Here is a 12,740-nt window from a genome sequence, read left to right as displayed (position 1 = left end):
CTACCCGCCGTAGCGCGCCACGGTCAGGCCTTCCATGTCGATTTCGGGCGCCCTGCCCGCGACCAGGTCGGCCATCACGCGGCCGGTGCCGGCCGCCATGGTCCAGCCGAGCGTGCCGTGGCCGGTGCTCAGCAGCAGCTTGGGCACGCGGGTGGCGCCGATCACCGGCGTGCCGTCGGGCGTCATGGGGCGCAGGCCGGTCCAGAAGGACGCGTCGCGCACCGGGCCGCCGCGCGGGAACAGGTCGGTCACGACGTGCTCGAGCGTGTCGCGCCGCCGCGCATCGAGCGCGAGGTCAAAGCCCGAGAGCTGCGCCGTGCCGCCCACGCGGATGCGATCGCCCAGGCGCGTGACGGCGACCTTGAAGGTCTCGTCCATCACGGTGGATTCGGGCGCGCCGCTCGCGTCGGTGATGGGCACCGTGATCGAGAAGCCCTTGACCGGGTACACCGGCAGGTCGATGCCCAGCGGCCGCACCAGCGCGGGCGAGTAGCTGCCGAGCGCGACCACGTAGCGGTCGGCGGTGAACACGCCCTGGTCGGTGCGCACCCCGGTCACGCCCTTCCCCGCTTCGTGTTCGAGGGCCTGGATGTTCACGCCGAATCTGAATTGCACGCCCTCGGCTTCGGCCAGCTTGGCCAGCGCCTGCGTGAACTTGAAGCAGTCGCCGGTCTCGTCGCCCGGCAGTCGCAGGCCGCCGACGAACTTGTCCTTCACGGCGCCGAGCGCGGGCTCATGCAGCACGCAGCCGTCGCGGTCGAGCACCTGGTAAGGCACGCCCGACGCCTTCAGCACTTCCACGTCCTTCGCGGTGCCGTCGAGCTGTGCCTGCGTGCGAAAGAGCTGCAACGTGCCCTGCATGCGCTCGTCGTAGCGGATGCCGGTGTCGGCGCGCAGCGCCTTCAGGCAGTCGCGGCTGTATTCGGCCAGCCGCACCATGCGGCCCTTGTTGAGTTCGTAGCGCGCCTGCGTGCAGTTGCGCAGCATCGACAGACCCCAGCGCCACATCGCCGGATCGAGCATTGGCTTGATGACCAGCGGGCTGTGCTGCATGAGCATCCACTTGATCGCCTTGACCGGCACGCCGGGCCCGGCCCACGGCGCCGAGTAGCCGGGCGACACCTCGCCCGCGTTGCCGAAGCTGGTTTCGAGCGCGGGCGCCGGCTGGCGCTCCAGCACCGTCACCGTGTGCCCGGCGCGCGCCAGGTAGTACGCCACCGAGGTGCCGATGACACCGCTGCCGAGAATCAGGACCTGCATGACAACCCCTCCCTCTTGAAAGCCGCCATGGGCCTGAGAGTACAGGGTCGGCGCTTACAGGCCCAGCGAGTCCTGCAGTTCGCGCGCCGTCCAGCGCTTCGGCTGTTGCGGCCAGGCCTCGAGCAGCGCGACCATGCGCGCGTTGCGCGGTGCGCTCAGGCCGTGCTCCTGCGCGAGCCGCACCACCTCGCCACTCAGTGCGTCGATCTCGGTGCGACGGCCCAACGCGAGGTCGTCGGCCATGCTGGAGCGCGCCTTGGCGTCGATGCGCAGCATGCGTGCCGCGACGATGCGAAACAGCCAGTCGGGCAACCGCAGCAGGCCCGGCAAGCGCCGCGCCGGCACGGCCGCCACCTGCGCGGGCACGATGCCGCCCGTGCGCAGCACGCCCAGCGTTTCATCGATGAGCGCCGCGAAGCAGCGGCGGTAGCCGCGCTGCATGAGCTCGTCGCGCAGCGGCAGGCCCGACAGCGCATTGACCGGGTTGTTGAGGTTGAGCAGCAGCTTGCCCCACTGCACTGGCAGCAGGTCGGCATGCAGGTCGAGCGGCACGCCGGCGCGCTCGAACACGGGCAGCCAGTCGCGCAGCGCGGGGTCGTCTTCCGCGGCCAGCCGTCCGGGCGTGCCCCGGTGGAAGGCGCCGTCGTCGATCTCGGCCACGTTGTACGGCACCATGCCGGCGCGGATGTTGAGCGAGGGGCCGGCCTGCCCCGCGGCGGCGCAGTTCGAGATGCCGTTCTGCAGCGAAACCACCGTGGTGCCGGCCGGCAGCGCAAAGGCCAGTTCGCGCGCCGCCTCGGCCGTGGCGCCGCTCTTCACGCACAGCAGCACCAGCGCGGGCCGCGCGCCCACCGGCACCTGTTCGCACAGGCGCAGCGTGGGCGCCGCCAGCTTGTGCCGGGCGCCGTCGAGGTCGGTGAGCGTGAGGCCGTGGCGTGCGAGCTTGTCGAGCACGCGCGGACGGCCGACGAAGGTGACGGGCACGCCCGCCGCCGCCAGGCTGCCGCCGATGAAACAGCCGATGGTGCCCGCCCCCATCACGAGCACTTCACCGGGGATCGCGTCGGACATGAAGTGCTGTGTGGGTAGTGGGCGGAAAGGACCTCAGGTCCGTTGGGCGACCCAGGCCTGCACCGATTGCAGCGCGGCCGGCAGGCCCGCGGCGTCGGTGCCGCCGGCCATGGCCATGTCGGGCTTGCCGCCACCCTTGCCGCCGACCTGCTGGGCCACGAAGTTGACCAGCTCGCCGGCCTTGACCTTGGCGATGCTGTCGGCCGTGACACCGGCGGCGATCTGCACCTTGTCGCCGTCCACGGCGGCCAGCACGATGGCGGCGGTCTTCAGCTTGTCCTTGAGCTTGTCCATGGTGTCGCGCAGCGTCTTGGCGTCGGCGCCGTCGAGCTTGGCCGCGAGCACCTTGATGCCGTTGACGTCCACCGCCTGCGCGATGAGCTCGTCGCCCTTGGACGACGCGAGCTTGCCCTTGAGCGCGCCCACTTCGCGTTCGAGCGTCTTGACCTGCTCCAGCACCTGCGAGAGGCGACCCTGCAGCTCGGCAGCCGGCGACTTGAGCGTGGCGGCCACGCTGTGCACGGTCGATTCGAGGTCCTGCAGGTACGACAGCGCGTTGGCGCCCGTGACGGCCTCGATGCGGCGCACGCCGGCGGCCACGCCGCCTTCGCTGACGATCTTGAACAGGCCGATGTCGCCCGTGCGGCCCACGTGGGTGCCGCCGCACAGTTCGCGGCTGGTGCCGATGTCGAGCACGCGCACGGTCTCGCCGTACTTCTCGCCGAACAGCATCATGGCGCCGGTCTTCTGGGCCGACTCGAGGTCCATCACGCGCGCTTGCGTGGGCGCGTTGTCCAGGATCTCGGCGTTGACGCGCTTTTCGATCTCGAGGATCTGCTCGCGCGTGACCGGGGCGTTGTGCGCGAAGTCGAAGCGCGTCTTGTCGGCGTCGACCAGCGAGCCCTTCTGCTGCACGTGATCGCCCAGCACTTCGCGCAGGGCCTTGTGCATCAGGTGGGTGACCGAGTGGTTGCGCATGGTGGCGGCGCGGCGCGCGGTGTCGACGGCGGCCTTGACCGTGTCGCCGACCTTCAGCGTGCCTTGCGTCTGCGTGCCGTGGTGGCCGAACACGTCGGCCTTGATCTTCTGCGTGTCGTCGACGCCGAACTGCACGCCTTCGGCCACGAGCACACCCTGGTCGCCGACCTGGCCGCCGCTCTCCGAATAGAACGGCGTGGTGTCGAGCACCACGATGCCGCTCTGGCCTTCCTTCAGCTCGTTGACGGCCACGCCTTCGAGGTACAGCGCGACGACCTTGGCGTTTTCTTCCAGGTGGTCGTAGCCGGTGAAGGTGTTGCCCGCGCCGGCGTACTCAACCTTGCGCCTCTGCTGGAAATTACTTCCGCCCCGACCCTTCTCCTTCTGCGCCTCCATTTCCGCCCAGAAGCCGGCCTCGTCGACCGCTACTCCGCGTTCACGGCACACGTCCTGCGTCAAATCGAGCGGGAAACCGAAGGTGTCGTGCAGAGTAAAGGCGATCTTTCCTGCAAGAACAGTCACTCCGTTCTCGAGTTCGCCTTCGAGGATAGACATCCCGTTGGCAATGGTTCGGAAGAAACCTTCTTCCTCGACCTTCAAGGTTTCGATGATCTTCTTCTCGTCAGCCACCAGCTTGGGGTACGCGTCGCCCATGAGCTTCACGAGGTCGGGCACCAGCTTGTGGAAGAAGGGCTTCTTCTGGCCCAGCTTGTAGCCGTGGCGGATGGCGCGGCGCACGATGCGCCGCTGCACGTAGCCGCGGCCTTCGTTCGAGGGAATGACGCCGTCGGCTACCAGGAAGGAGGTGGCGCGGATGTGGTCGGCGATCACGCGCAGCGAGTTGTTCGACAGGTCCTGCGTGCCGGTCTCGCGGCCTGCGGCCTTGATGAGCGCGTCGAAGATGTCGATTTCGTAGTTGCTGTGCACGTGCTGCAGGATCGCGGCCAGGCGCTCCAGGCCCATGCCGGTGTCGACGCAGGGCGCGGGCAGCTTCTTGACCGAGCCGTCGGGCTGCATGTCGAACTGCATGAACACGTTGTTCCAGATCTCGATGTAGCGGTCGCCGTCTTCATCGGGCGAGCCGGGCGGGCCGCCGGGGATCTCGGGGCCGTGGTCGTAGAAGATTTCGGAGCACGGGCCGCACGGGCCTGTGTCGGCCATCATCCAGAAGTTGTCGGACATGTAGCGGCCGCCCTTGTTGTCGCCGATGCGCACGACGCGCTCGGGCGGCAGGCCGATTTCCTTGGTCCAGATGTCGTAGGCCTCGTCGTCCTCGATGTAGACGGTGGCCCAGAGTTTTTCGGCCGGCAGCTTGTAGACCTGGGTCAGCAGCTCGAAGGCCCATTTCAGCGAGTCGCGCTTGAAGTAGTCGCCGAAGCTCCAGTTGCCCAGCATCTCGAAGAAGGTGTGGTGGCGCGCGGTGTAGCCCACGTTCTCGAGGTCGTTGTGCTTGCCGCCGGCACGCAGGCAGGCCTGCACCGAGGCGGCGCGCACGTAGGGGCGCTTGTCTTCGCCGAGGAACACGTCCTTGAACTGGACCATGCCCGAGTTCGTGAACATGAGCGTCGGGTCGTTGCCCGGCACCAGCGAGCTCGAAGGCACCACCGTGTGGCCCTTGGAGGCGAAGAAATCGAGAAAGGTCTTGCGGATGTCCGCGACCGTGAATGTGGGCTGGCTCATCTTTGGATTTCGTCTGCTGTCGGGGGCGGCCTGGCGATGGCGACCCTGCGTCGAAACCACTGCGTTGAACCGGCCTAACTGCTTGATTTGCTTGAACAATCGATTATAGGTTTGCGCATGGTGCCCGGGCCGCCCGCGGGCCTTGCGCACGCGCGATCCGGGAGCCGGGGCTAATATGGACGGCTGAAGCGGTGCGCGCCCTCCCCGGCTGCAGCCTGTTTCTTCCCTGTTTTCATCGGCAACATGAATCAAGGAGCACGCATGGCGGGTCAGGCGTCGGAACACTGGAAGATCGAAGACCTCGATTTCTCCCGCATCGCACGCGAACAGGTGCGCACGGACGAGAACCTCTTCTACCTGGTGGCGTCGGCCTCCTTCATCGAGAGCGGCTCCGACCTGTACACGCAGAACCTGGTCGATTTCTTCCGGGGCGACGACGAGGTCACCGAGTGGCTGTCGAACCACTGGGAGCAGGAAGAGCTGCAGCACGGCCGGGCCCTGCGCGCCTACGTGGACCACGTCTGGCCCGAATTTCCCTGGGAAACCGCCTACCGCGGCTTCCTCGACGAGTACGCCACCTACTGCAAGGTCGAGCTGCTGGCCCCGACCCGCGCCCTGGAAATGACGGCCCGCTGCGTGGTCGAGACCGGCACCGCCACCTACTACCGGGCCATGGCCCGCAGCACCACCGAGCCGGTGCTGCGCGACCTGGCGACGCGCATCGCGACCGACGAGGTCAACCACTACAAGCACTTCTACCGGTTCTTTCGCCGCTACCGCGCGCAGGAGCGGCTGAACCGTTTCCGCGTGATGGGCACCATCGGCCGGCGCACGCTGGAGCTGAAAAGCGAGGACGCCGACTGCGCCGTCCGCCACGTGCTGCAGGCTCGCGCTCCGCACCGCGCCGGCGACGCGGCCTACGTGCAGCAGCTGAGCGCGCACATGAACCGCACCATCCGCACCCACCTGAGCCCCGCCGCCACGCTGAAGATGCTGATGCGCCCGCTGGAGCTGCCGGCCCGGGTACAGACGGTGATCCAGTACCCGATCCGGCAGTTCATGGAGCATGTCTTCCTGCGCTGACGGGCCCCAAACCCCAGAAAACGCCGGAAAACGCGCAAAAAAAACCCAGCACGATGCTGGGCTGAATCTCTGGATTGCTGTCACGCACAGAGAACCCGCACTTGAAGCGAGTCCGCAAAATTTAGGGCCCAGGCCGCCCCCGGCTTGTCGGACAACACCGACAGTTCTGCACGATCGTTCGGACCGAGGGTATCCCCCGAAGCTCGAAAAAGTGCCAAATTCTTCACACTTTTTAACTTGTCCTACGGTTACGACATTTTTCAGCTGACATGCTGGGCGCGCGTCCTCGCCGAGGATGCACTTGCTGTCACGCAACAGGGCCGCAAAAGAAGAGCTCTCTGTTTGCCTTAGAGCGCGCCCCTTCGGGGGCCCCTCGAGATACCCGCTCCGGCGGGTATTTTTTTGCCCGCCGCCGGGCCACCCGTCGCCCTACCACATCGCCATGACGGGTTTTCCCAATCCGGTGGGGACAATGCTGTGGAAAACCGTGTGTGCAGCGCGCAAAACCCTTGCCTGGCGGGGCCTGCAACGCGGTGCCTGCGAAAGAGGCAGCGGAGGTAAAAAACCCGGAAAAATATTTTTCCCGCCCGTTTCCCCCCCAAGACCGGTCCGCCGCCGCCCCGAACGGCGCTGAAAGAATTCATCAGACTCCCACCCCGAAGCCCCCGCTAGCATCGAACGACCCGGGCGGCCAGCCTGCGCCGCGCCGGGGACCCAAGGGAGCAAAACATCGTGAAGTGGATCGTGGCTGGCTTTGTGGCGCTGGTTTTCTCAGTGCTGTCGTTCAACGCATTCATCGCCAACGACCTGAGCCGCCAGACCAGCGGCAACCGGCTCATCGCCATGCTGACCGACCTGTACGGCTGGCTGATGGGCACCCTGGGCGCCGTGCCGACGGGCCTCCTGTTCGCGGCGTGCGCCGTGGGCATCGTGGTGCTGGCGGTCCGGGACGGCAAGAAGGCGTCCTGAGCCATGCCGGTGACCGCGCGCGTGGCCCTGCTCGACCCGCAAGGCACCACCGGACCCCAGCTGCTGCACAGCCTGCCCCGCCTGGGCTACGACACCCTGCGGTTCTCGAGTGCGGGCGACTTCTTTGCGTTGCTGGACAGCGGCCAGCCGATCGACCTGCTGCTGCTGGTGGTCGAGAACGAGCTGGCTTCGCGCAGCCTCTTCGCCGCCTGCCGGGCGCTGAACATTCCGACGCTGCTCATCGTGCGCGACAGGCGCTGGGAGCAGCTCATGCCCTGGCGCGACGCGCCGGGCTGGGACGACTTCATCGAGCTGCACGGCGCCGGCATCGACGACGCCATCAACGAACTGGCCTGGCGCATGCGCACCCTGCTGCTGCGCGCCCGGCAGGCCGCGCAGACCGCCAGCCTCGGCGCGGCGAGCTGGGGCCCCTACCGTTTTCTCGACATGGCCCACACGGTGCTGCTGCACGAGCGGCGCATCCGCCTGCAGCCGCGCCAGTACGCCTTCGCCGTCACGCTGTTCCGCAACGCCGGGCAGGTGATCACGCGCGAGTGGCTGTGGCAATCGATCTGGGACAAGACCACGCCCTACGAAGGCACGCGCGTGCTCGACGTGTGCGCGGCCAACATCCGCAAGCGCCTGGACCTGTGCGCCGAGAACGGCTACGAGCTGCGCGCGGTCTACAAGCAGGGCTACCGGCTGGTGTCGGTGTTGCCCGGGCGCGAACCCGTCAAGGAGAGGGAGTTCACGCGAAGAGGCCGGCCACGCCATGCCGCCCTTGCCGTGAATTGCTGACAGGCCCGGCCCCGCAGCGGGCCGGGCCCCGGGCGCGCGTCAGGCGTCCGCCCCCACGCGAATCAGCCGCGCCGGCTTCAGCCGGCCGTCCAGCGACGCCAGCCAGGCGCCCAGGTCCTCGTTCGACACTGGCGTCAGCAGCAGCTCGAAGGAACGCTGCGCGCGCACCGCGACGGGCACCGACTCCACGCTCTCCAGCTCCGAGCGGTGCGTGAGGTACAGCAGCGGCAGCATCCAGTCGGCCGCCTGGTGCATCGCGGGCACGCGCGCCACCGTCTTCTGCGCATCGGCGTGCAGCCCCACGATCACCCCGTCGAAGCGCTGGCCCACCTCCAGCGCCTGGATCAGGTCGGCGATGCGCACGAACGGGATGAAGTCGGCCCCCAGCGCCGTCAGCGAGTTGCCGGTGCAGGCGCGCTGCAAGGCGTCGGAATCGACCAGCGCGATCCGGTAGCCCGAGGGAGCAGGCGCGTTCATCGTCACTGCTCCCCTGCGATGTCCAGCTCGACGCGCCGGTTGGGCTGCAGGCACTGCAGCAGCGCCGGCGTGCTGCGGCTGCCTTCGCAGTCGGACACCACCGGCTGGCGCTTGCCCATGCCCGCGGTGCGGATCAGCTTGCGGTCCAGCCCCTGCTGCACCAGCAGGTCGCGCACGGTGTTGGCGCGCTCCAGCGACAGCGCCTCGTTGTAGGCGTCGCCGCCCAGCCGGTCGGTGTGGCCCGTCACCACGATGTAGTGCAGCGAGCGGAAGTTGTTGCGCAGCTCGACGGCCAGGTGCTCCAGCCGCGTGCGGCCCGCGGGCAGCAGGTCGGTGAGCGAGGCGCCGTCGAAGCGGAACAGGCCGTCTGCATTGAGCGTGACCTTCTGCGGCGGCGCCAGCTTGGTGCTGGCCGGGATCGGCGTGGCCGCCGGCGGCTGCGCGAGCAAGGCGCAGTCGGGGTTCTTCCACCAGCCGCCGGTCATCAGCTCGCTGCCGTTGAAACGCACCATGTACTGGCAGGTGACGTGCTCGCTGCCCTTGCCCGTGTAGAAGTGGAAGATGTAGTTCCACTCGCGCACGCCCCACAGGCCTTCGCTGAAGTGCGGCCAGCCCAGCAGCTCGCGCAGCTGGTCCTTGCCCATGCCGGGGCGCACGCGCTGGAACTTCTCGGTGCCCGGAAAGGCGCCCTGCTTCCACTTGGCGCTGTCCAGCGCCGGAAACTCCTCGGGCCTGGGCGCCGCGGGCTTCTCGGCCGCGGCGCGCGCCTGCGCGTCCTTGTCGATGGCGGCGCCGGGCGAGGCGCAGCCCTGCAGGGCCGCGAGCAAGGCCGCCAGTGCGACGGCGGACAGGGTTCGGTTCATCTGCTTCATTCTTTTTCTCTCCCGCTTCAATTGAAGACCCACTCGGCGCCGACCGTGGCCGCGGCCCCGGCGCGGCTCATACCCACGCCGCCGGTCACGCTCCAGCCGTTGTTCTCGGCCGTGCGGCGGAAGCTGATGCCCACCGCGCTCTCGCCCTTGAACGTGCCGTAGCCCACGCGCATCACCGTCTTGCCCGGCACGGAGGTGCCCGGCATCTGCACGGCCATGGCGGCGGCCACGCCGGCATAGGCGTTCTTGGCGGTGTTGCGCAGCTCGTTGCCCAGCGCGTTGGTGCGCGCGTCGGTGTAGGCCACGCCGGCGGCACCGGCCTGGTTCAGCTGCTGCACGTTGACCGCGTCGGTGGGCGCCACGCCCGGCGCCACGTTCTGCACCGTGACCGGGCCGGTGGAGGCCCCGTTGCCCATGGTCACGCTGTTGTAGTTGACGCTGCCGTCCACGTTCGTGTCGTAGCGCACCGCGCTTTGCTGCACGGCCTGCAGCTGGCGCACGTTCACCGCGTCGGTGGCCTGCGTGCCGCCGGCCACGTTGGTGATCTGGCGTTCGTTGCCGGCCGAGCCGACCGACACTGCACCCTGCGCCGACTGCACCACCGTGTTCGAGAACATCTCGCGCTGCCCGTTCATGCCCGCGCGGTTGGCCACCGCGCCATCGCCCAGCGCCACGCTGTTGGCCGTGCTGGCCGTGCTGTTGGCACCCAGCGCGATGCTGCCGGCCGCCTTGGCCTGCGCGTTGTTGCCGGTGGCGATGGCGTTGTTGCCCAGCGCGACCGCGTTCGGGCCGATGGCCACGCTCTCGGCGCCGGCGGCGTTCGAGTCGGCCGCCTTCGAGTTGGCGTGGAAGTACTTGATGCCGCCGCCACCGGTGGTCATGTTGTTGATCGCCTGGTTCGTCGCGTACAGCTGGCTGCCGTTCACCGCGTCGGTGCTGGTGGCGCTGATCTCGCCGGCCGCGACGTTGGTGAGCTGGCGCTCGGCATCCTTCGAACCGACGCTGACCACGCCCACCGGCTTGGTGCCGGCGAACTGGTAGGTCGTGCCCTGGAGCGTGACCTCCTTGGTGGGCTTGGCCTCCGCCGTGGTGGCGTCGTTGCCCAGCGCGACGCTGTTCTTCGTGGTGACCACGGCACCGGTGCCGATGGCCACGCCCTGGTCGGCCTTGACGGCCGCGCCCGAGCCCACCGCCGTGCTGTCGGTGCCCGTGGACGTGGGCGCCACGTAGGTCGTCGGCGAACCGGTGATCCACTTGCTGCCCGCCGCCGCGGCCTGGCTGGCCACCGCCTGCAGCTGCGCCACGTTCACGGCGTCGCTCGGCGCGGAGCCGGCGGCCACGCCAGTGATCTGGCGGAACACGCCGTGGGCCGCGTCGCCCACGCCGACCGCACCCACGGTGCTGGTGGTGGCGGCGATGGCGTCCGCCTGCGCGGTGGTCGCCTCCGGCGGCACATAGCCCTTCACGCCGGCCGCGCGGTCGGCCACCGAGCCTGCGCCCAATGCCGCACCACCCGTCGCTGTGGCTGTGCTGCCTGCACCTACTGCCACGCTCACATCGCCGACAGCGGCGCTCGCCGCGCCCATCGCGACGCTTGCCACGCCCGAGGCGTTCGAGGCCGCGCCCGCGGCCACGCTGCCGTTGCCTGCAGCCCGCGCCCAGGCGCCGAAGGCCGCGCTGTCGATGCCGTCCGCGGTCGAGAAGTAACCCACCGCCGTGCTGCGGTCGCCCATCGCCCAGGCGGCATTGCCGATCGACGTGGCGCTGACGCCCGCGGCCTGCGCCGCCGTGCCCATCGCCACCGCGTTGACGGCCGTCGCCTGCGCGTCCTTGCCCGCGGCGATCGCGTCGGCGCCCGTGGCACCGTCGTTGTTCTCGTTGCCGCCGCCGGTCGAGTTCACGCTGTAGTACTTGGTCTTGCTCTCGGCGACCGTGTCCTTGAGCTGGCTGACGTTCACCGCGTCGGTGCCGGCCACGCCGGGCGCCACGTTGGTGATCACCTTGCCGCCCGCATCGACCCCCGCCGTGGTCACGCTCGGACCGCCGACGATGGTCAGGCCGGTGGCGCCGAGGGTGACGTTCGGGCCCACGGTCACGCCGGCGTTGTTCATCACGGTGTCGCCGGTCGTCACGCTGTCGAACTTCACATCCTTGGCCGTGGCCACGGTCAGCGTGTTGCCGTTGCGCGTGACCACCATGTTGTCGCCATTGGCGAAGTTAGCCGTGCCACCGGGTGCGATGTTCTGCGGCGTCGCCTCGCCGTTCGCGCTCAGGTTCCAGCCCTTGCTGGCCGTGGCGTCGACCAGCTTGAGCTGCTCTTCGGTGGCCGCGCGGCCCACGGTCGCGAAGCTCGGGTCGGTCAGCGTCTTGTTGCTCAGGCCCTGGATGTCGTTGCTGACGCCGCTGAGCTTGACGGAGCCGCTGGTGACGCCACCCGCCGCGACGGCCGTGGTGGTCGTGCCGTTGTTCACCGTCAGGCCCGTGGTGTTGAGCACGCTCTGGCCGACCGTGACGCTGTTGTTGACCTTGACGTCGTCAGCGAGCTTGAAGTCGAGGTTCGTGCCGGTGCGGGTGATTGCGATGTTGCTGTCCGAGTTGCTGAAGTCGACCTTGCCGCCCGGCGCGACGTTGCCGCCGGTAGCTTCGCCGTTGGCCGCGACATTCCAGCCTGCGCTGGCGGTGTCGTTGACCTGCTTCAGTTGCTCTTCCGTCGCAGCACGGCCCACAGTCGCGAAGCTCGGGTCGGTCAGCGTCTTGTTGCTCAGGCCCTGGATGTCATTGCTGACGCCGCTGAGCTTGACGGTGCCGCTGGTGACGCCACCCGCCGCGACGGCCGTGGTGGTCGTGCCGTCGTTCACGGTCAGGCCCGTGGTGTTGAGCACGCTCTGGCCCACGGACACGCTGTTGTTGACCTTCACGTCATCGGCCAGCTTGAAGTCGAGATTCGTGCCCGTGCGCGTGATCGCAATGTTGCTGTCCGAGTTGCTGAAGTCGACCTTGCCACCCGGTGCGACGTTGCCGCCCGTGGCTTCGCCGTTGGCTGCGACATTCCAACCCGCGCTGGCCGTGTCGTTGACGATCTTGAGCTGTTCTTCCGTGGCCCCGCGGCCCACGGTCGCGAAGCTCGGGTCGGTCAGTGTCTTGTTGCTCAGGCCTTGGATGTCATTGCTGACACCGCTGAGGTTCACGCTGCCGCTGGTCACGCCGCCGGCTGCAACAGCCGTGGTGGTCGTGCCATCGTTCACCGCCAGACTCGTGGTGTTGAGCACGCTCTGCCCCACCGTCACGCTGTTGTTGACCTTCACGTCGTCAGCGAGCTTGAAGTCGAGGTTCGTGCCGCTGCGCGTGATCGTGACGTTGCTGTCGGAGTTGCTGAAGTCGACCTTGCCGCCAGGAGCGACATTGCCGCCCGTGGCTTCGCCGTTGGCCGCGACATTCCAGCCTGCGCTGGCGGTGTCGTTGACCTTCTTCAGTTGCTCTTCGGTCGCTGCACGTCCCGCCGTCGCGAAGCTCGGATCGGTCAGCGTCGTGTTGCTGAGACCCTTGATGTCG

9 protein-coding genes are annotated in these 12,740 nt (G+C 68.5%); 3 read left to right on the top strand and 6 right to left on the bottom strand.

Going from position 1 to position 12,740, the window contains the following annotated elements; genetic code table 11:
- From AC07O4_RS12215 to alaS, 3 genes are read right to left on the bottom strand one after another with little or no spacing between them, the layout of a single operon-like run.
- The gene (locus AC07O4_RS12215; protein ID WP_495304671.1) at positions 1-1,260 is read right to left on the bottom strand and encodes a D-amino acid dehydrogenase; all 1,260 of its coding nucleotides are present in this window, start codon (positions 1,258-1,260) and stop codon (positions 1-3) included.
- Positions 1,261-1,314: 54 nt separating this feature from the next.
- Positions 1,315-2,331 (bottom strand): 2-dehydropantoate 2-reductase, encoded by a 1,017-nt coding sequence (locus tag AC07O4_RS12210; RefSeq protein ID WP_070060324.1) that lies wholly within the window; start codon positions 2,329-2,331, stop codon positions 1,315-1,317.
- Positions 2,332-2,364: 33 nt separating this feature from the next.
- Entirely contained in the window at positions 2,365-4,989 is a 2,625-nt protein-coding gene (alaS, locus tag AC07O4_RS12205; RefSeq protein ID WP_495304670.1) for an alanine--tRNA ligase, read from the bottom strand.
- 261 nt (positions 4,990-5,250) lie between these two features.
- Between alaS and AC07O4_RS12200 the strand changes: the two genes are divergently transcribed.
- From AC07O4_RS12200 to AC07O4_RS12190, 3 genes are all read left to right on the top strand, one after another.
- The gene (locus AC07O4_RS12200) at positions 5,251-6,072 is read left to right on the top strand and encodes a ferritin-like domain-containing protein (protein WP_070060322.1); all 822 of its coding nucleotides are present in this window, start codon (positions 5,251-5,253) and stop codon (positions 6,070-6,072) included.
- Positions 6,073-6,804: 732 nt separating this feature from the next.
- Complete coding sequence (locus AC07O4_RS12195) at positions 6,805-7,041, top strand: hypothetical protein (RefSeq protein ID WP_070060321.1); 237 nt, start codon at positions 6,805-6,807, stop codon at positions 7,039-7,041.
- A gap of 3 nt (positions 7,042-7,044) precedes the next feature.
- Positions 7,045-7,839, top strand: coding sequence for a winged helix-turn-helix domain-containing protein (locus tag AC07O4_RS12190; protein WP_495304669.1), 795 nt, complete (start codon positions 7,045-7,047; stop codon positions 7,837-7,839).
- A 39-nt stretch (positions 7,840-7,878) separates the two neighbouring features.
- Here the strand turns inward: AC07O4_RS12190 and AC07O4_RS12185 are convergent, their stop codons facing one another.
- The 3 genes from AC07O4_RS12185 to AC07O4_RS12175 all read right to left on the bottom strand — a co-directional run.
- Positions 7,879-8,316, bottom strand: a complete 438-nt coding sequence (locus AC07O4_RS12185; RefSeq protein ID WP_095744971.1) for a hypothetical protein — start codon at positions 8,314-8,316, stop codon at positions 7,879-7,881.
- Between the two features lie 2 nt (positions 8,317-8,318).
- A complete protein-coding gene (locus tag AC07O4_RS12180) occupies positions 8,319-9,179 on the bottom strand; it encodes an OmpA family protein (RefSeq protein WP_495304668.1) in 861 nt (286 codons plus the stop codon).
- A gap of 26 nt (positions 9,180-9,205) precedes the next feature.
- Positions 9,206-12,740: YadA-like family protein (locus AC07O4_RS12175; RefSeq protein ID WP_495304667.1), on the bottom strand; the 3,535-nt coding region annotated here is incomplete at its 5' end.

This window comes from Variovorax sp. GW821-FHT09D04 (assembly GCF_059416405.1).
Note: the sequence above shows the minus strand (reverse complement) of the source record. Positions and strands in the feature narration are given on the sequence as shown.